The organism is Pseudoduganella violacea (assembly GCF_014191875.1).
In the GTDB taxonomy this organism is placed as follows: domain Bacteria; phylum Pseudomonadota; class Gammaproteobacteria; order Burkholderiales; family Burkholderiaceae_D; genus Rugamonas; species Rugamonas violacea_A.
On record NZ_JACHXD010000009.1, the window covers coordinates 41,250 to 59,426 of the forward strand.

At 63.7% G+C, this 18,177-nt stretch carries 15 protein-coding genes; 12 read left to right on the top strand and 3 right to left on the bottom strand.

The window, feature by feature from the left end:
- Positions 1–145: 145 nt before the first annotated feature.
- The 5 genes from FHS03_RS16195 (at position 146) to FHS03_RS16215 (ending at position 6,161) form a co-directional block, all read left to right on the top strand.
- Positions 146–2,236 (top strand): cytochrome c biogenesis protein ResB, encoded by a 2,091-nt coding sequence (locus tag FHS03_RS16195; RefSeq protein WP_183441964.1) that lies wholly within the window; start codon positions 146–148, stop codon positions 2,234–2,236.
- 27 nt (positions 2,237–2,263) lie between these two features.
- Positions 2,264–3,415 (top strand): c-type cytochrome biogenesis protein CcsB, encoded by a 1,152-nt coding sequence (ccsB, locus tag FHS03_RS16200; RefSeq protein ID WP_183441965.1) that lies wholly within the window; start codon positions 2,264–2,266, stop codon positions 3,413–3,415.
- A gap of 82 nt (positions 3,416–3,497) precedes the next feature.
- Positions 3,498–4,475 (top strand): protein-methionine-sulfoxide reductase catalytic subunit MsrP, encoded by a 978-nt coding sequence (gene msrP / locus FHS03_RS16205; RefSeq protein WP_183441966.1) that lies wholly within the window; start codon positions 3,498–3,500, stop codon positions 4,473–4,475.
- A gap of 5 nt (positions 4,476–4,480) precedes the next feature.
- A complete protein-coding gene (gene msrQ, locus FHS03_RS16210) occupies positions 4,481–5,131 on the top strand; it encodes a protein-methionine-sulfoxide reductase heme-binding subunit MsrQ (protein WP_183442192.1) in 651 nt (216 codons plus the stop codon).
- A gap of 79 nt (positions 5,132–5,210) precedes the next feature.
- On the top strand, positions 5,211–6,161 hold the full coding sequence (locus tag FHS03_RS16215) for an Rpn family recombination-promoting nuclease/putative transposase (RefSeq protein WP_183441967.1): 951 nt from the start codon (positions 5,211–5,213) through the stop codon (positions 6,159–6,161).
- Positions 6,162–6,195: 34 nt separating this feature from the next.
- Here FHS03_RS16215 and lysA read toward each other — a convergent pair whose 3' ends face one another.
- Together lysA and lptM are read right to left on the bottom strand one after the other, a co-directional pair.
- The gene (gene lysA, locus FHS03_RS16220) at positions 6,196–7,473 is read right to left on the bottom strand and encodes a diaminopimelate decarboxylase (RefSeq protein WP_183441968.1); all 1,278 of its coding nucleotides are present in this window, start codon (positions 7,471–7,473) and stop codon (positions 6,196–6,198) included.
- 3 nt (positions 7,474–7,476) lie between these two features.
- Entirely contained in the window at positions 7,477–7,668 is a 192-nt protein-coding gene (gene lptM, locus FHS03_RS16225; RefSeq protein ID WP_183441969.1) for an LPS translocon maturation chaperone LptM, read from the bottom strand.
- Between the two features lie 40 nt (positions 7,669–7,708).
- On the opposite strand from lptM, the gene cyaY reads away from it, so the two are divergent.
- A complete protein-coding gene (gene cyaY / locus FHS03_RS16230) occupies positions 7,709–8,050 on the top strand; it encodes an iron donor protein CyaY (RefSeq protein ID WP_176347890.1) in 342 nt (113 codons plus the stop codon).
- A gap of 56 nt (positions 8,051–8,106) precedes the next feature.
- On the opposite strand, the gene FHS03_RS16235 is transcribed toward cyaY, so the two are convergent.
- On the bottom strand, positions 8,107–10,443 hold the full coding sequence (locus tag FHS03_RS16235) for a penicillin-binding protein 1A (RefSeq protein WP_183441970.1): 2,337 nt from the start codon (positions 10,441–10,443) through the stop codon (positions 8,107–8,109).
- 357 nt (positions 10,444–10,800) lie between these two features.
- Here FHS03_RS16235 and FHS03_RS16240 point away from each other — a divergent pair, with 357 nt between their 5' ends.
- Genes FHS03_RS16240 through FHS03_RS16265 form a run of 6 tightly spaced genes read left to right on the top strand, consistent with a single transcriptional unit; the run spans position 10,801 to position 18,177 of the window.
- Positions 10,801–11,877: a pilus assembly protein PilM gene (locus tag FHS03_RS16240; protein WP_183442194.1), complete on the top strand. Its 1,077-nt coding sequence runs from the start codon at positions 10,801–10,803 to the stop codon at positions 11,875–11,877.
- Complete coding sequence (locus tag FHS03_RS16245; RefSeq protein WP_183441971.1) at positions 11,877–12,515, top strand: PilN domain-containing protein; 639 nt, start codon at positions 11,877–11,879, stop codon at positions 12,513–12,515. Before FHS03_RS16240 ends, FHS03_RS16245 begins: the two co-directional genes overlap by 1 nt.
- 12 nt (positions 12,516–12,527) lie before the next feature.
- A complete protein-coding gene (locus tag FHS03_RS16250) occupies positions 12,528–13,190 on the top strand; it encodes a type IV pilus inner membrane component PilO (RefSeq protein ID WP_183441972.1) in 663 nt (220 codons plus the stop codon).
- Positions 13,187–13,717, top strand: coding sequence for a pilus assembly protein PilP (locus FHS03_RS16255; protein WP_183441973.1), 531 nt, complete (start codon positions 13,187–13,189; stop codon positions 13,715–13,717). Before FHS03_RS16250 ends, FHS03_RS16255 begins: the two co-directional genes overlap by 4 nt.
- Positions 13,714–15,945, top strand: coding sequence for a type IV pilus secretin PilQ (locus FHS03_RS16260; RefSeq protein WP_183441974.1), 2,232 nt, complete (start codon positions 13,714–13,716; stop codon positions 15,943–15,945). The genes FHS03_RS16255 and FHS03_RS16260 overlap by 4 nt, the downstream gene beginning before the upstream one ends.
- A 54-nt stretch (positions 15,946–15,999) precedes the next feature.
- Positions 16,000–18,177, top strand: coding sequence for an Ig-like domain-containing protein (locus FHS03_RS16265; RefSeq protein WP_183441975.1), 2,178 nt, complete (start codon positions 16,000–16,002; stop codon positions 18,175–18,177).

Consider the following 18,177-nt stretch of genomic DNA (forward strand, 5'->3'; position numbering starts at 1 on the left):
GCTAGTCCCGCGCCGACTGCTTTAAGTCTGCTTTAAGCGCACAGGACGGTTCAGGCAGTATAAAGGGCGGCCGCGTAAGCGGGCTGCCCTTTTTATTGGTATCCTCCTGCCTGCCTGGTTCCGTCCCTTTTGTGAAGACATCCGCATGAGCACCGCCAGTACCACCGCCGCCCCGCCGGCCAGCCACCGACCCACTCTGCACGAAGCGTTTGAGCTGCTGTCCTCGATGCGCTTTGCTATCAGTCTTTTGACGATGATAGCAATCGCCTCGATCATCGGCACGGTGATGCAGCAGAACCAGGCCATGAGCAATTACATCAACCAGTTTGGTCCCTTCTGGTTTGAAGTCTTCAATAAACTGAGCCTATATGCGGTGTACTCCGCCTGGTGGTTCTTGCTCATCATGGGCTTCCTGGTGGTCTCGACCTCGCTCTGCATCGTGCGCAATACGCCCAAGATGCTGAAAGATATGCGCAGCTGGCGCGAACATGTGCGCGAACAGTCGCTGCGCAACTTCCACCACCACAGCGAATGGACCACGCCGCTGGCGCGCGCCGCGCTGGCCCAGCAGACCGCCACCCGCCTGCAGCACGCCGGCTACCAGACCCGCATCATCGAAAAAGACCAGGCCCTGCTGCTGACCGCGAAACGCGGCGCCGGCAATAAATTCGGCTATATCTTCGCCCACGCCGCCATCGTCATCATCTGCGTCGGCGGCCTGCTCGATTCCGACATGCCGATCCGTCTGCAGGAATGGACCATGGGCAAGACCCCGTTCACCGGCGGCGGCCTGATTTCCGATATTCCCCAGCAGCACCGCCTGAGCCAGGCCAACCCGACCTTCCGCGCCAATACCGCGATTCCCGAAGGCCAGGCCAGCGATACGGCCATCATCCCGCGCGCCGACGGCGTGCTGATCCAGGAACTGCCTTTCACCATCGAACTCAAAAAGTTTACCATCGACTTCTACAGCACGGGCATGCCCAAGCTGTTCGCCAGCGATGTGGTGATCCGCGACAAGGAAAACGGCAAGACCATCCCCGCCACCATCGAAGTCAACAAGCCCCTGGTCTACAAGGGCCTGGCCGTCTACCAGTCCAGCTTCGAGGATGGCGGCACCAAGCTCAAGCTCAAAGGCTACCCGATGAAGGGCGCCAAGGCCGGGCAGTTTGAACTGAGCGGTGAAGTCAACGCCAGCACGCCGATGACCGAGGACTACACCATCGAATGGTCGGGCTTCCGCCCCTTCAATGTGGAAAACATGGCAAGCCAGGATGCGCGCGCCGTGACCAAGGGCGAGGACTTGAACAAGGAATTCGCGCGCAGCCTGGACAAGCACCTCGGTTCGGCCGCCAAGACCGCCAACAACAAGGATTTGAAGAACGTCGGCCCCAGCGTGCAGTACAAGCTGCGCGACAAGACCGGCCAGGCGCGCGAATTCCAGAACTATATGCAGCCGCTGGAACTGGAAGGCGCCACCGTCTTCCTGGCCGGCGTGCGCGCCAATCCGAACGATGCCTTCAGCTATCTGCGCATCCCGGCCGACGACGAATACAGCGTGCGCGACTGGATGCGCCTGCGCGCCGCGCTGCAAGACCCGGCCCTGCGCGCCAGCGCCGCCGAACGCTATGCGCGCCGCGCCGCGCCGGCTACCGCCGCCGCTAATGCCGTGCTGAACCTGCAACTGCGCGATTCCGCGCTGAAGAGCCTGGAAATCTTCGCCGGCGACGACAAGCAGGGCGGCTTCATGGCCATCAGCCGCTTCCTGGAAAAAGTGCCGGAGCAGGAGCAGGCCAAGGCCGCCGACATCTTTATGAAAATCCTCAACGGCACGCTGTGGGAGCTGTGGCAGATCGCGCGCGACAAGGATGGCCTGGCCCCGGTCACGGCTGACGAGAAGCATGCGCGCTATCTGCAGCTGGCCACCAATGCCTTGTCGGACGCCTTCTTCTACGGCGCCCCGATTTATCTGCAGCTCGACGAATTCACCGAGGTGAAGGCGTCGGTCTTCCAGGTCACGAAGTCGCCCGGCAAGAGCGTGGTCTACCTCGGCTGCCTGTTCCTGGTGCTGGGCGTGTTCGCCATGTTCTATATCCGCGAACGCCGCCTGTGGGTCTGGATCAAGGAGGAAGGGCAGGGCACGCACGCGCTGATGGCCATGAGCACCCAGCGCCGCACCCTGGACTTCGATAGGGAATTCAATGAAATGAAGGAAAAATTGCCGCAATCGGCGTAAGCTGTTGCTACGTTGTGGAGAGGAATAATGGAAATTACGCAAACCCAAACCTATACCGAGGCGCCCGGCTATTTCAAGCGCCTCAACTGGATCGACTGGCTGTTCGCCGCCGGTCTGCTGGGCGCCGCCCTGTTCGCGCTGAACCGTTTCGGCGCGTATATGGACATTTATGAAAAAGTGATCCTGCTCGCCTGCGCGCCCACCTTCGCCGCCCTGGGCTGGCACTGGAAGCCGGTGCGCTGGCTGATGCCGCTGACGGCCGCGCTGGCGCTGGCCGCCATCGCGCTGTACGCGGGCGACTTGAATATGGCGAACCAGAAATTCTGGCTGCGCAATATGTTGTCGAGCCAGTCGGCGATCCTGTGGATGAGCGTGATGTTCTTCCTCTCCACCCTGTTCTATCTGATCGGCCTGGGCCTGCGTTCGGGCATGGGCTTCACGGTCGGCTCCAAGCTGTGCTGGGCCGGCGTGATCCTGGGCACCACCGGCATGCTGGTGCGCTGGTACGAGTCCTACCTGATCGGCGCCGACGTCGGCCACATCCCCATTTCCAATCTGTACGAGGTCTTCATCCTGTTCTCGCTGATCACGGCGATGTTCTACCTCTACTATGAAAAACGCTACAACACCCGGCAGCTGGGCGCTTTCGTGCTGCTGGTGATTTCGGCCGCCGTCGGCTTCCTGCTGTGGTACACCGTGTCGCGCGACGCGGCCGAAATCCAGCCCCTGGTGCCGGCCCTGCAAAGCTGGTGGATGAAGATCCACGTGCCGGCCAACTTCATCGGCTACGGCACCTTCTCGCTGGCGGCCATGGTGGCCGGCGCCTACCTGCTCAAATCCTCCGGTTATCTGGTGGACCGCCTGCCGGCGCTGGAAGTGCTGGACGATGTGATGTACAAGTCGATTTCGGCCGGCTTCGCCTTCTTCACCATCGCCACCATCCTCGGCGCCCTGTGGGCGGCCGAAGCCTGGGGCGGCTACTGGTCCTGGGACCCGAAAGAGACCTGGGCCCTGATCGTCTGGCTCAACTACGCGGCCTGGCTGCATATGCGCCTGGTGACGGGCTTGCGCGGCCGCTTCCTGGCCTGGTGGGCGCTGGTCGGCCTGCTGGTGACGACGTTCGCTTTCCTGGGCGTCAATATGTTCCTCTCCGGCTTGCATTCCTACGGCAAGCTTTAAATCAGCTTTCAGGAAAGAGGTGTAAGGTTTCGCTGTCTGGCCAGACTAAACAACAAGCCTGCACTTTTTTCCTGGAGTTGCCATGTTGATCAAACGGAATCCAAACGGCATCGACTTGCCGTTTCCATCTGAAATCACCCCACGCGCCGTCTTCGAGTCGCGCCGCAGCTTCATGCGCCAGATGGCGCTGGGCGCGGTGGCCGGCGGCGCCCTGCTCGAATCGCTGGGCCAGGAAGCCCAGGCCCAGGGCCTGAATCCGAAACTGGCCGCCAAGCTCAATCCCGCCTATTCCGCCCTCGACAAGCAAAGCGCTTACAAGGACGCCACCAGCTACAATAATTTCTACGAATTCGGCACCGACAAAAGCGACCCGGCCCAGAACGCGCACACGCTGAAAACCCAGCCCTGGAGCGTGAGCATCGAGGGCGAGGTGAAAAAGCCCCTGACGCTCGATCTGGACGCCCTGCTCAAGCTGGCGCCGCTCGAAGAGCGCGTCTACCGCCTGCGCTGCGTGGAAGGCTGGTCGATGGTGATTCCCTGGGTCGGCTATTCGCTGTCCGAACTGATCAAGCGGGTCGAACCGACCGGCAACGCCAAATACGTCGAATTCATCACCCTGGCCGACAAGAAGCAGATGCCCGGCGTAGGCAGCCGCGTGCTGCAGTGGCCGTATGTGGAAGGCTTGCGCCTGGACGAGGCCAACCATCCGCTGACCCTGCTCACCCTGGGCATGTATGGCGAAACCCTGCCCAAGCAGAATGGCGCGCCGGTGCGCATCGTGGTGCCGTGGAAGTATGGCTTCAAATCGGCCAAGTCCATCGTCAAGATCCGCTTCGTGCGCGAGATGCCGCGCACCGCCTGGAATCTGGCCGCGCCCTCGGAATACGGCTTCTACTCGAATGTGAACCCCGAAGTCGACCACCCGCGCTGGTCGCAGGCCAGCGAGCGCCGCATCGGCGAGGATGGCTTCTTCGTGCGCAAGCGTAAGACACTGATGTTCAACGGCTATAGCGATGTGGCCTCACTGTATACCGGCATGGATTTGAAGAAGTATTTCTGAATATGATGGACTTTTTCCCCACCCCCAAACAGCTATCCCGCATCAAGCTCGCCGTCTTCGTGCTGGCGCTGCTGCCCTTTGCGCGCATGGCCTGGCTCACGGTCAGCGGCCAACTGGTCGAGCCGCTGCAGTTCATCACGCGCGGCAGCGGCGACTGGACGCTGTACTTCCTCTGCCTGACGCTGGCGGTGACGCCGCTGCGCCGCCTGCTGCAATGGCCTTGGCTGATCCGCCTGCGCCGCATGCTGGGCCTGTATGCCTTCTTCTACGCCTTCCTGCACTTCCTGACTTTCCTGTGGTTCGACCATTTCTTCGATGTGGAAGCGATGTGGAAGGACGTGCTCAAGCGGCCCTTCATCACCGTCGGCTTCAGCGCCTTCGTGCTGCTGCTGCCGTTGGCGATTACCAGCAGCAATGGCATGATCAAGCGCCTGGGCGGCAAGCGCTGGCAGTGGCTGCACCGGCTGGTCTACATCATCGCGCCGCTGGGCATCCTGCATTTCTGGTGGATGAAGGCGGCCAAGCACGATTTCAGCCAACCTATCCTGTTCGGCCTGATCGTCGCTGCGCTGTTGGGAGTGCGCCTGTGGTGGGCCTACAGCAAGCGCGCCGCTGCGCCGGCCGCCGCCAAAGGCTGTTCCGGCTGCTGCCACTAAGACATGCCCTCCTTGAGGATGCGCAAAGCCTGCGCATCCTTGCCCGTCGCAGCGCCACCTGGCCTCCCTACAATGGGCCATGGCCCATCAGCACGACAGCGCATACCGGCAACTCTTCTCCCATCCTGAAATAGTGGCCGACCTGCTGCGCGCCTTTATCCCGGCAGACTGGCTGAACCAGCTGGAGCTGGGGACGCTGGAGCGTGTCAACGGCAGCTATGTGGGCGAGGAGGGCGCCCAGCGCCACAGTGATATGGTGTGGAAAGTGAAGATGGCCGGGCAATGGCTGTACCTCTACCTCTTGCTTGAATTCCAGTCCACGCCCGACCCCTGGATGGCCTTGCGCATGCAGGTCTATATCGGCCTGATGTACCAGGATCTGGTCAAGCGCCACGAGCTGCCAGCCGCGCATCAACTGCCACCCATCCTGCCGCTCGTCCTCTATAGTGGCGCGCGGCGCTGGACCGGCAGCCCTGACCTGGCCGACTTGATCGCCGCCTGTCCCGCTGGTATGGAAGCTTTGCAGGCCGCACAGCGCTTTGTACTTCTCGATTTGCGGCGATTGATGAGAAAGCACAATGGTCTGCGCAATATCATTGTCGCGATGCTTCGTTTCAAGTACGAAAGTGAGGGTCCCGGGTTTGCGGAGGTGGTTACGCTTCTTGCCGAATGGTTGAGGGAAAAGCCGCCTCAGCCGCTGCGTGATGGCGTCTTGAACTGGTTGCAGCGGCGCTTGCCAGGGCAATCATGCGCGCCTAAGCTGGAAGCATTGATGTGTAGGGAGGGCCATCCAATGCGAATCAAAATCCCTGACTTCGACACTTTTGCCGAACAGTTCGCTTACGGCAAGCTGATGCGTGCGAGGCAGCATGTTCTGGAACGTATCTTGATCAAGCGCTTTGGCCCATTGCACGAAGACTATCTGTGGCAGATGCATTGGGGGGCGGAAGAGGATTTCGACCTCTGGGCCGACCGTTTCGCGGATGGCCTCAACCTCGAAGAAATCTTCGCCGACGGCCCGGAGGATTGAGCTGCGCACCATGCCGGTGCGCAGCCCGGGAAGCTTATTTCAGCACCGACTCCAGCGCGAACAGCTCTTGCGGCGTTTCGCGGCGGCGTACCAGATGGGTCTGGCCGCCATCGACCATCACTTCGGCGGCGCGGCCGCGCGTGTTGTAGTTCGAGGCCATCGTCATGCCATAGGCGCCTGCCGTGTGCATCACCAGCAGATCGCCCGGCGCCACCGCCAGCGCGCGTTCGCGCGCCAGCCAGTCGCCCGATTCGCAGATCGGTCCCACCACGTCGAAGGTCTCGCCGGCAGCAGAGGACTGCACAACCGGCTGCATATCCATCCAGGCCTGGTACAGAGCCGGACGCGCCATATCGTTCATGGCCGCATCGACGATGCAGAAATTCTTTTCTTCGCCGTGCTTGAGGAATTCCACGCGCGTCAGCAGCACGCCGGTATTGCCGACGATGGAGCGGCCCGGCTCGAAGATCACCTTGATCGGCTTGCCGCCGTGGCGTTCGGCGCGCCAGGCGTCGACGCGGCGGAACAGGCGGCCCAGATAATCGCCCACGGCCACCGGCGCGCCTTCGCCCACTTCGCCATAATCCACGCCCAGGCCGCCGCCGATGTCCAGGTGGTGCAGGTGGATGCCTTCCGCATCGAGCGTGTCGATCAGCTCGATCAGCTTGTCGAGCGCTTCCAGCAGCGGCGCATCGTCCAGCAGCTGCGAGCCGATATGGCAGTCGATGCCGCACACGTCCAAGTGCGGCAGGCTGGCGGCGGTGCGGTAGGTGTCCAGCGCATCGCTGAAGGCCACGCCGAATTTGTTCGCTTTCAGGCCGGTGGCGATATATGGATGGGTCTTCGCGTCCACATTCGGATTCACGCGCAGCGAAATGCGCGCCTTTTTGCCCATGCTGCCCGCCACCTCGTTGAGGCGGTGCAGCTCGGGAATCGATTCCACGTTGAAGCACAGGATGTCGTGCGTCAGCGCCAGGCGCATCTCGTCCACGCTCTTGCCTACGCCCGAGAAGATCACCTTGCGCGGGTCGCCGCCGGCCGCGATCACGCGCAGCAGTTCGCCGCCCGACACGATGTCGAAGCCCGCGCCCTGGCGCGCCAGCAAGTCCAGGATGGCCAGGTTGGAATTGGCCTTCATCGCATAGCAGACCAGCGCGTCGCGGCCGGCGCAGGCGTCGGCATAGGCGGCAAAGTTGCCCAGCAACTGGGCCTTGGAATAGACGTAGGTCGGCGTGCCGTATTGTTCGGCGATGGCGTTCAGGGCGACGCCCTCGGCGTGCAGCACGCCGTTCTGGTAAGCGAATTGGGACATGGATTACTGTTGTTGGGATACGGGCGGGGTGGCCGGGACGGGGGACGAAGCCGGTGCGACGCCCGGCTTGCCCGGCGCGGTGGAGCCGCCGGCCTTGGTCTGGGTTTTCGGCATGTACAGGGGGCCGGTCTGGCCGCAAGCGGACAGCAGCAGGCAGGTGGCGAGAACGCCAGTCAGCGCAAAAGTGGACTTCACGATTAAAATCACGGTTTGATCAGAGAGCTTGGAGTGTAGCATGACCGAATCGGAATTTTTGGACCTGGCCGACGCCACCCTGTCCGCCATCGAAGCCGCCTATGACCGCCTGTTCGAGCAGGACATGCTCGACGTCGAGTGCAGCCGCAGCGGCAATGTGCTGGAAATCGAATTTGTGCACAATGGCTCCAAGGTGATCGTCAATAGCCAGGCCGCCATGAAGGAAATCTGGGTGGCGGCGCGCACCGGCGGCTTCCACTACCGCCAGGTCGACGGCAAATGGCGCGACACGCGCGACAACACCGAACTGTTCGAAGCGCTGACGGCCATCACGGCCCACCAGTCCGGCGGCGCGCCGGTGGTGATTTCCGAACAGGCGTAAGGAACAGGAATAAACAAAGGGGACCGTGGTCCCCTTTGCGCAGTTCTCTTTGTTTATCAGAACAGTTCGTTCTTCACGGCATCTCTGGCTTTTTCCTCGGCCGGTGTGCCGCGCGCATTGCCTTCCAGGCTCTGCACGCCCACGCCCGGCGGATTCTCGGCATAGAAGTATTCGCCATCGGCCATGATGATGCCTTCGGGCACCGGCCTATCCTCGATCGGGATGTTTTTCAGCGCTTTCTGCATGAAGCCGATCCAGATCGGCAGCGCCAGGCCGCCGCCGGTTTCGCGGTTGCCCAGGTTCTTCGGCTGGTCGTAGCCGATCCAGGCCACACCCACCAGCTTTGACTGGTAGCCGGCGAACCAGGCGTCGATCGAATCGTTGGTGGTGCCGGTCTTGCCCGCGATATCGGGACGGCGCAGCACCAGGGCCTTGGTCGCCGTGCCGAAGCGCACCACGTCCTTCAGCATGCTGTCCATCATGAAGGCGTTGCGCTCGTCGATGACGCGGCTGCTTTCCGTGCCGGCGCGGTCGGGGTTGGCCTGGGACAGCACCTTGCCGTTGGCGTCCGTCACCTTGGAGATCAGGTAAGGCGTGACCTTGTAGCCGCCATTGGCGAAGACGGCGTAGGCGCCCGCCATCTGCAGCGGCGTCACCGAACCGGCGCCCAGGGCCAGGGTCAGGTAGGGTGGATTCTTCTCCGGCTCGAAACCGAAGCGGGTGGTGTATTCCTGGCCGTACTTGGCGCCGATCTTGTGCAGGATGCGGATCGAAATCATGTTTTTCGACTTGGTCAGGCCGCGCCGCATGGTCATCGGACCTTCATACTTGCCGTCGTAGTTCTTCGGCTCCCAGGCCTGGCCGCCGGTCTGGCCGGCGTCGAAGGAAATCGGGGCGTCGTTGATCACGGTGGCTGGCGACAGGCCGCGCTCCAGCGAAGCCGAATAGATGAAGGGCTTGAACGAGGAGCCGGGCTGGCGCCAGGCCTGGGTCACGTGGTTGAACTTGTTGCGGTTGAAGTCGAAGCCGCCCACCATGGCCTTGATCGCGCCGTCCTCGGTGCTGGCGGCCACGAAGGCCGATTCGATTTCCGGCATCTGGGTAATCTGCCAATCTTTCCCTTCCTGCATCACGCGGATCACGGCGCCGCGGCGGATGCGGCGGTTCGGCGCGGCTTTTTCCGACAGCCAGGACTTGCCCATCTCGACGCCGGCGCCGGTCATGGTGATTTCCTCGCCCGAGGCGGTGACGGCCACCACTTTCTGCGGGCTGGCCGAGAGCACGATGGCGGCCACGATATCGTCGCTGTCGGCATGCTCGGCCAGCTCGGTTTCGATGGCTTCGTCGGCGTCGGCCTTGTTCGACGGGATGTCGATATAGGCTTCCGGGCCGCGGTAGGTGTGGCGCTTCTCGTAGTCCATCACGCCGCGGCGCAGGGCCAGGTAGGCCGCATCCTGGTCGGCCTTGGTGATGGTGGTGAACACGTTCAGGCCGCGCGTATAGGTGTCTTCCTTGAACTGCTCGTATACCAGCTGGCGCGCCATCTCGGCCACGTACTCGGCGTGCACGCCGAATTCGCTGGAATCGGTCTTCACCTTGAGCTGCTCGTTCTTGGCCGCCTCGTACTGGGCCGGCGTGATATAGCCCAGCTGCGCCATGCGCTGCAGGATGTACTGCTGGCGGGTGCGCGCGCGCTTCGGATTGACCACCGGGTTGTAGGCCGACGGCGCTTTCGGCAGGCCGGCCAGCATGGCCGCTTCGGCGACGCTGATGTCCTTCAGGTTTTTGCCGAAGTAGATCTGGGCCGCCGAGGAGAAGCCGTAGGCGCGCTGGCCCAGATAGATCTGGTTCATGTACACCTCGAGAATCTGGTCCTTGGTCAGATTCTGCTCAATCTTCCAGGCCAGCAGGGCTTCATACGCCTTGCGCTTGAGGGTCTGCTCGCTGGACAGGAAGAAGTTGCGCGCCACCTGCTGCGTGATGGTGGACGCGCCCTGGCGCGCGCCGCCGGTGGCGTTGTGCACGGCCGCGCGCAGGATGCCGAGGTAATCGACGCCGCCATGCTCGTAGAAGCGGTCGTCCTCGATGGCCAGCACGGCCTTCTTCATCACATCGGGTATGTCCTTGATATGGACCAGGTTGCGGCGCTCTTCGCCGAATTCGCCGATCAGCACATTATCGGCCGAGAAGATCCGCAGCGGCATCTTGGGACGGTAATCGGTCAGCTGGTCCAGCGAGGGCAGGTTGGGGTAAGCCATGGCCAGGCCGAAGACCACCAGCAGTACCGCCGCCATCAGCAGGCCGACCAGCGAGGCCAGGGCCATCAGCAGGAAGCCGCGCGAGCGCGAGGGCTTGTTGTCAGGGGTAGGCGTCGCCTTGTTGGATGATGTCATGCGCAGGGAGCTTTCAGTATTTTATCCACAGCATTATAAGCGAGGGGCTGGACGGCCGGCGCGCGCGCCGGCGCAGGGAATTGTCACAAAACTTTACCTTTAACAAGCCGATAAGCTTGCCATTCCGGCAGCGGCGGCTGGGCAAAATCTGTGGCAAAACACGCACATACAAGTAAATGTGCACGGTAGAAATGGCTTTACATCGCGTCTGCCTTATTGCTAGCATCTAAACGTACCGTCTGACCAAAATTGTCTGGACCCGTGCCGCAGCAAGGTGTTCCGACAGGTATAACACTGGAGCGCATCCGGCAGCACCTGCGACCGTACAGGTGCTGAACCAAGGGGGACATGCTCGTGATGGTAGACCTCAAGACCCTGTTCGGTGGCGGCCATCCGCCGCTGGTCGGCATCGACATCAGCACCTCGAGCGTGCGGCTGGTGGAATTGAGCGATGCCGGCAAGGAGGGCGTGAGGCTGGAGCGCTGCGCCACCGAGGCGCTGCCGCGCGGCGCGGTCACCGACGGCAATATCGAGAACATGGACCAGGTGGTCGACGCCGTGCGCCGCGTCGTGAAAAAGAGCGGCACGCGCGCGCGCCATGTGGCGCTGGGCATGCCGCCCGCCGCCGTCATCACCAAGAAGATCATCCTGCCGGCCGGCATGTCCGAAGAACAGCTGGAAGTGCAGGTCGAATCGGAAGCCAGCCAGTACATTCCCTTCGCCCTGGATGAGGTCAGCCTCGATTTCGACGTCATCGGCCCGGTCGGCAATTCGCCCGACGATATCGAAGTGATGCTGGCCGCCGCCCGCCGCGAAAAGGTGGAGGACAGGGTCGCCATCGGCGAAGCCTCGGGCTTGAAGGCCAGCGTCATGGATATCGAATCCTACGCCGCGCGCGCCGCGCTGGACCGCATCGTGGCCCAACTGCCGGAAGGCGGCGCCGGCCAGGTCATCGCCCTGTTCCAGATCGGCGCCCAGGTCACGCATATCTCGGTGATGCTGGACGGGCAGACCATCTACGAGCGCGAGCAGCCTTTCGGCGGCAACTCGCTGACCCAGGACATTGTGCGCTCCTTCGGCCTGTCCTATGAAGAGGCGGAGGCGCGCAAGCGCTCCGGCGAGCTGCCGGAAAACTACGCCGCCGACATCCTCGCGCCCTTCCTGGAGAGCGCCGCGCTCGAAGTCACGCGCGCCATCCAGTTCTTCTTCACCTCCACGCCCTATACCAAGGTCGACCAGATCTACCTCGCCGGCGGCTGCGCCCTGATTCCCGGCCTGCTCGATATCATCGCCAGCCGCAGCAAGATCTCCAGCACCGTGCTGTCGCCGTTCAAGGGCATGCAGTTGGCGGCCGGCGTGCGCGAGCAGCAGCTGCGCGGCGACGCGCCGGCGTATCTGGTGGCCTGCGGATTGGCGCTGCGGAGGTTCGGCTGATGATACGCATCAACCTGCTCCCGCACCGCGAGGAAAAACGCAAGCAGAGGAAGGCCTCCTTCTTTGCCCTGTTGACCCTGGGCGGCCTGCTCGGCGTGGCCCTGGTGCTGCTGGTGGGTGGCTACAACGCGCGCGCCATCGCTATCCAGGACCAGCGCAACGAGGTACTGAAAAAGGCCATCGCGGAGCTGGACAAGAAGATCGCCACCATCGCCACCCTGAAGCAGGAAATCGAGGCGCTCAAGGCGCGCCAGCAGGCGGTCGAGGATTTGCAGGGCGACCGCAACCAGCCCGTGTATCTGCTCGACGAACTGGTCAAGCAGACCCCGTCCGGCGTCTACCTGAAAGGCTTCAAGCAGGACGGCCAGCGCGTGACGGTGGGCGGCTATGCGCAATCGCAGGAACGCGTCTCGGAACTGCTGCGCAATCTGGCGGGCGCCTCGCCCTGGCTGGAAAAGCCCGATCTGATCGAAGTGCGCGCGGCCAATCTGGCCCAGGGCAAGAGCACGAAAAAGGTGGTGGAGTTCAACCTGATCGTCAGCATCAAGCGCCCGCGCGACAAGGACAAGCCGGAAGAGAGTACGCCCGGCGCCAAGCCGGGGCCCGCCGGCAATGCGGCCAAGGCGGCCCCACCCTGAGGCAGAGCGCATATGGCGACCGACCTGAAACAATTGGGCGAGACACTGGCGGCGCAGTTCCGCGGGCTGCAAGGCGTGCATCCGGGCCAGTGGCCGCTGGCGCCGCGCCTGCTGTGCGCCTTGGGCGTGACGGTGGCGGTGATGGTGCTGGGTTACTTCGGCTACTGGAGCGGCCAGTTCGAAGAGCAGGAAACCGGCGCCGCGCGCGAACTCAAGCTGCGCGACGAGTACAAGATCAAGGTGGCGCAGGCCGTCAATCTCGACGCCCTGATCGCGCAGAAGCAGCAGGTCGACCAGTATGTGGTGCGGCTGGAGAAGCAGTTGCCCAGCAAGGCCGAGATGGCGGCCCTGCTGTCCGACATCAACCAGGCCGGCCTGGGACGCGGCCTGCAGTTCGAGCTGTTCCGTCCCGGCCAGGTGGTGGTCAAGGATTATTACGCCGAACTGCCCATCGATATCAAGGTGGCGGGGCGCTACCACGATATCGGCTCCTTCGCCGGCGATATGGCCAATCTGCCGCGCATCGTCACCCTCAACAATATGAACCTGAACACGGCCAAGGATGGCTCCCTGGTGCTGGAGGCGGTGGCCAAGACCTTCCGCTACCTGGACCAGGATGAGGTGGCGGCCCAGCGCAAGGCGGCGGCCGACAAGAAGAAGGGGAATAAAAAATGAACGCGCGCGCCGCCTGCCTGGCCTTGCTGCTGCCGCTGCTGGGCGCCTGCGGCGACAGCGACGAGCAGGAAGTGCGGCAGTGGATGAAGGAAATCGACGCCCAGACCAAGGTGGCGGTGCCGCCCCTGGCCGAGCCCAAGACCTTCATCCCCTTCGCCTATGCCTCGGCCGAAGCGCCCGATCCCTTCAGTCCCGCCAAGCTGCTGATCGAGCTGGCCAAGAGCCGCTCCGGCGGCGGCATCCAGCCCGATATGCAGCGGCGCAAGGAGTTCCTGGAGAGCTTCCCGCTCGATACCATGAAGATGGTGGGCGTCCTGCAGAAAGACCGGACCACGTACGCGCTGCTGCAGATCGACCGCGCCATCCATCACGTGCAGACCGGGCAGCATCTGGGCCAGAACTTCGGCCTGGTCACCGGCATCACGGAAGACGCGGTGAATGTGAAGGAAATCGTACAGGATGCGGCCGGCGACTGGGTCGAACGCACGTCGAAGCTGGAGTTGCAGGAGAAGGAGAGCAAGCCATGACCGCCATCCACACCCTGGCGCGGGGACTGCGCCGCGCCGGCGCCACGCTGGCGCTGCTGGGCGCCGCGGCCCTGGCCCCCGCGCCCGCCCTGGCCCAGGCGCCGGCCGGCAATGCCATCGAATCGATCACGGCCAACCAGCAGGGCTCCAACGTGATCGTCAAGATCGCCCTGCGCAACGCGCCGGCAAAGCCGCCGCTCGGCTTTGCCATCACCAATCCCTCCCGCATCGCGCTCGATTTCGGCACCACCGTCAATGCCACCGGCAAGACCATGCAGGAGCTGAACCTGGGCGACCTGCGCAGCGTGACCGTGGTGCAGGTGGGCGAACGTTCGCGCCTGGTCTTCAATCTGAAGCGCAGCCTGAATTACGCCACCGCCGTCGACGGCAATAATGTGATCCTCACCATCGAGGGCTCGGGCGGCGTGGCGACGGCGGTCGACGCCAGCGGCCTGCCGGCCAGCGCCGCCCAGCGCCAGGGCAGCGCCGCCCAGGCGCCGCCCGCCGCGGCGCCCGTCGTCGCCGCTCCTGCGGCGGCGGCAACGGGCAAGCAGATGTTGCGCGACCTGGACTTCCGGCGCGGCAGCAATGGCGAGGGCAGGGTGGTGGTCGATCTGCCCAACAACCAGGTGGCGGTCGATGTGCGCCAGACCGCGACCGGGGTGGTGGTCGATTTCCTGCGCACCGGCCTGCCGGAAACCCTGCGCCGCCGCATCGACGTGACCGACTTCGGCACGCCGGTGCAGCGCGTCACCGCCGTGCCGCAGGGCGAGAATGTGCGCGTGACCGTCGAAGCCAAGGGCTTGTGGGAGCAGAGCGTCTACCAGAGCGACACCCAGCTGGTGGTCGACGTGAAGCCGATCCGCGAAGACCCGAACAAGCTGACCCAGGGCACCCAGGGCTATCGGGGCGAGAAGCTATCCTTCAATTTCCAGAATGTCGAAGTGCGCGCCGCCCTGCAGGCGATCGCCGATATCTCCGGCCTGAACATCATCACCAGCGACAGCGTGGCCGGCAACCTGACCCTGCGCCTGAAGGAAGTGCCCTGGGACCAGGCGCTCGACGTGATCCTGCAGGCCAAGGGGCTGGACATGCGCAAGAACGGTTCCGTGATGTGGATCGCGCCCAAGGAGGAGCTGCTGACCAAGGAAAAGCTGGAGCTGGAACAGCGCGCCCAGATCGCCGACCTGGAACCGCTCAAATCCGAAATCTTCCAGCTCAATTACCAGAAGGCCGAATCCTTCAAGACCGTGTTCGGCCTGGATGGCGGCGCCGATGTGCGCAACCGCATCCTGTCCAAGCGCGGCAGCGCCATCATCGAGCCGCGCACCAACCAGCTGTTCGTCACCGACATCGCTTCCAAGATCGAGGATGTGCGCAAGCTGATCCAGAAAACCGATATCGCCACGCGCCAGGTGCTGATCGAGGCGCGCATCGTCGAAGCCAGCGATTCCTTCACCCGCAACCTGGGCGCCAAGCTTGGTTTCGCCGACCTGCGCACCCTGCGCGGCGGCGATTCCGGCTGGCAGATCGGCAATGGCAATACCCGCATCGGCATTGGCGGCAATATGTCGGGCATCGGCGAAGTCCTGGGCCAGACGCCGCGCACCGACCAGGGTTATACCAACAGCCAGTTCATCAACCTGCCGGCCGCTTCGATCAATGGCCAGCAGGCCGGCAGCCTGGCCATCAGCCTGTTCTCCTCGGCCGCCAACCGCTTTCTCAACCTGGAACTGTCGGCGCTGGAGGCCGACGGCACCGGCAAGATCGTCTCCAGCCCGCGCGTGGTCACGGCCGACAAGGCCGTCGCCACCATCGAGCAGGGCCTGGAACTGCCATACCAGATCGCCACCAGCAGCGGCGCCACCGCCATCGTTTTCCGCAAGGCCAATCTGCGCCTGGAGGTGACGCCGCAGATCACGCCGGATGGCAATGTGGTGATCGACGTCGATGTGAACAAGGATAGCGTGGGCCAGGAGACGCGGGCCGGCTTCGCCATCGACACCAAGCATGTGAAGACCCAGGTCATGGTGGAAAACGGCGGCACCGTGGTGCTGGGCGGGATCTACCAGCAGATCGAGCGCAACACGGTCAGCAAAGTGCCCATGCTGGGCGACGTGCCGGTGCTGGGTTTCCTGTTCCGCAACAATAGCCGTACCAACGACAAGACCGAACTGCTGGTCTTCATCACGCCCAAGATTGTGGCCGAGAGGTTGTCGGCACGTTAGCTTTCGCTGTCTATTCGAGAGGGAAGACCGATGCGCACATCCAGAGCTGGCTTCATGCAGAAACTCCCCACCTGGCTTGGCCTGCTGGCCTCGTTCAGCCTCCTCAGCCTCATGGCCGCCTGCGGCGGCGGCGGCGGCTCCCCCGGCACGAATCTCAATGGACAGCAGCCCTCCAAGGCCAGCACGGTGGTGCTGACGGCCAGCGCCGCCACCATTCCTTCTTCCGGCCAGGATGGCACCGAAGTCACGCTGACGGCGGTGGTCAAGGACGGCAGCAATAATGTGTTGCCGGGAGAGACCGTGAGCTTCAAATCCAGTTCCGGCAATATCAGCGCCACCAACCGCGTCACCGACACCGACGGCAAGGTGGTGGAAAAACTCAATGTCAAAGGCGACGCCAGCGCGCGCGACATCACCATCACGGCCAGCGCCGGCGGCGCCACCTCGAACACCGTCACCGTCAAGGTGGTGACGGCCACGCCCACCGTGGTGCTGACGGCCGATTCCGGCACGCTGCAGTCGGCCGGCGCCACCGGCGCCGAAGTGGCCCTGGTGGCCCTGGTCAAGGATTCCAACAACAGCGTGATGCCAGGCGTGAAGGTCGACCTGTCGGCTGATTCCGGCAGCCTGACCACCACTTCGCGCATCACCGACGCCAATGGCCGCGTCACCGAAAAACTCAGCACCGGCGGCGACCCCAGTTCGCGCGCCATCCGGGTCACGGCCTCGGTGCAGGGCGCCACGCCCACCACGGCCGTGGTGAACGTGATCGGCACCCGGCTGCAGGTCAACGCCAGCGGCACCGTGAATGTGGGCGGCAGCAGCGACGTGACGGTCAAGCTGGTCGATTCCGCCGGCAACGCCCTGATCGGCAAGCCGGTCAGCTTCAGCTCATCGATCAACCGGATCGTGGTCAAGGATGGCGGCGCCGCCGTCACCAATTCGGCCGGCCAGCTGATTCTGAGCTATACGGCCAGCGCGGCCGGCGGCGACACCATCGTGGTGCGCGCGCTGGGCGAAACGGCCACGGCTCCGATCACCGTCAGCGCCTCGGTGCTGACGGTGACGGTGGTCAGCGGCCAGACCATCATCATCAATGGCTGCCATCCGGTCGCCGTGCATAGCGACACCGGTTCGGCCGTGACCCTGAATACCTCGCGCGGCAACTTCTACAGCAATGCCGGCTGTACCACGGTGTTGAGCGGCGCCCTGGCCCTGAGCGGCGGCGACGGCAGCGCCTACCTGTCAGCCACCAGTCCGGGACCGGCCACGCTCACGGCCACCGATACCACCAGCGGCGCCACCGCGCAAAGCGCGGCGGAATTCGTGGCCCCGCTGTCGGGCGTGGACACCATCAATGTGCAAGCCGATCCGGCGGTGGTGGCGGCCAACGCGCCGGGCAGCAGCTCGCAGCAGGTGGCGCTGCGCGCCGTGGTGCGCGACGGTTCGGTCTCGAGCAACCTGGTCAAGGGCGCGCAAGTGGCCTTCTCCATCCTGGCCGACCCCAGTGGCGGCCAGCTGACCCAGCCCTCGGTCGTCACCACCGGCAGCGACGGCGCGGCCACGGTCAGTTATGTGGCCGGCACCTCCACCACGGCGGTGGATGGGGTGCAGATCATGGCGCGCCTGGTCGGCGGTTCGAACGCCAGCGCCATTGCCCGCCTGACGGTGGGCAGACGCTCACTCTTCATCTCGGCCGGCACCGGCAATACCGTGCAGACCCCGGATGCTGCCACCTACCGCATGGATTACTCGGTCTTCGTCAGCGACGCCGCCGGCGCCGCCGTGCCGGGCGTGAACCTGACGGCCTCCATCAAGCCGCGTTTCTACTACAAAGGCTTCCTCGCCTTCCAGGGTTCGGACGGCCCCTGGGCGCCTTCGCTGTATGTGCAGTGCGCCAACGAGGATAGCGACGGCAGCGGAATTTATTCCGTCGCCAAGGATATCAACGGCAATGGCCGCCTCGACCCGGGCATCCCGCTCACCATCACGGCCACTGCTGTCAGCGATGCGCGCGGTCAAGCTACCATTTCTCTTAGTTATCCGCGCGACCGGGTCTATTGGGTCGATGCGGACATGACCATCCGCGGCCAGGTGGCGGGCACGGAAGCACGCTATGTCGGATATGTGTCCCTGATTGGGCTGGCAACAGATTACAATAATAAGGATCTGATACCGCCGGGGCAGACCAGCCCATACGGCAAGGCCAACGTCTGCACTAATCCGAACTAG

What these genes read in the sequence shown, in the direction of transcription:
- msrP (WP_183441966.1), top strand. Translation starts at nt 3,498, where the DNA reads ATGTTGATCAAACGGAATCCAAACGGCATCGACTTGCCGTTTCCATCT.
- FHS03_RS16235 (WP_183441970.1), bottom strand. Translation starts at nt 10,443, where the DNA reads ATGACATCATCCAACAAGGCGACGCCTACCCCTGACAACAAGCCCTCG.
- FHS03_RS16195 (WP_183441964.1), top strand. Translation starts at nt 146, where the DNA reads ATGAGCACCGCCAGTACCACCGCCGCCCCGCCGGCCAGCCACCGACCC.
- FHS03_RS16265 (WP_183441975.1), top strand. Translation starts at nt 16,000, where the DNA reads ATGCAGAAACTCCCCACCTGGCTTGGCCTGCTGGCCTCGTTCAGCCTC.
- ccsB (WP_183441965.1), top strand. Translation starts at nt 2,264, where the DNA reads ATGGAAATTACGCAAACCCAAACCTATACCGAGGCGCCCGGCTATTTC.
- msrQ (WP_183442192.1), top strand. Translation starts at nt 4,481, where the DNA reads ATGGACTTTTTCCCCACCCCCAAACAGCTATCCCGCATCAAGCTCGCC.
- FHS03_RS16255 (WP_183441973.1), top strand. Translation starts at nt 13,187, where the DNA reads ATGAACGCGCGCGCCGCCTGCCTGGCCTTGCTGCTGCCGCTGCTGGGC.
- cyaY (WP_176347890.1), top strand. Translation starts at nt 7,709, where the DNA reads ATGACCGAATCGGAATTTTTGGACCTGGCCGACGCCACCCTGTCCGCC.
- FHS03_RS16260 (WP_183441974.1), top strand. Translation starts at nt 13,714, where the DNA reads ATGACCGCCATCCACACCCTGGCGCGGGGACTGCGCCGCGCCGGCGCC.
- lysA (WP_183441968.1), bottom strand. Translation starts at nt 7,473, where the DNA reads ATGTCCCAATTCGCTTACCAGAACGGCGTGCTGCACGCCGAGGGCGTC.
- FHS03_RS16240 (WP_183442194.1), top strand. Translation starts at nt 10,801, where the DNA reads ATGGTAGACCTCAAGACCCTGTTCGGTGGCGGCCATCCGCCGCTGGTC.
- FHS03_RS16245 (WP_183441971.1), top strand. Translation starts at nt 11,877, where the DNA reads ATGATACGCATCAACCTGCTCCCGCACCGCGAGGAAAAACGCAAGCAG.
- FHS03_RS16250 (WP_183441972.1), top strand. Translation starts at nt 12,528, where the DNA reads ATGGCGACCGACCTGAAACAATTGGGCGAGACACTGGCGGCGCAGTTC.
- FHS03_RS16215 (WP_183441967.1), top strand. Translation starts at nt 5,211, where the DNA reads ATGGCCCATCAGCACGACAGCGCATACCGGCAACTCTTCTCCCATCCT.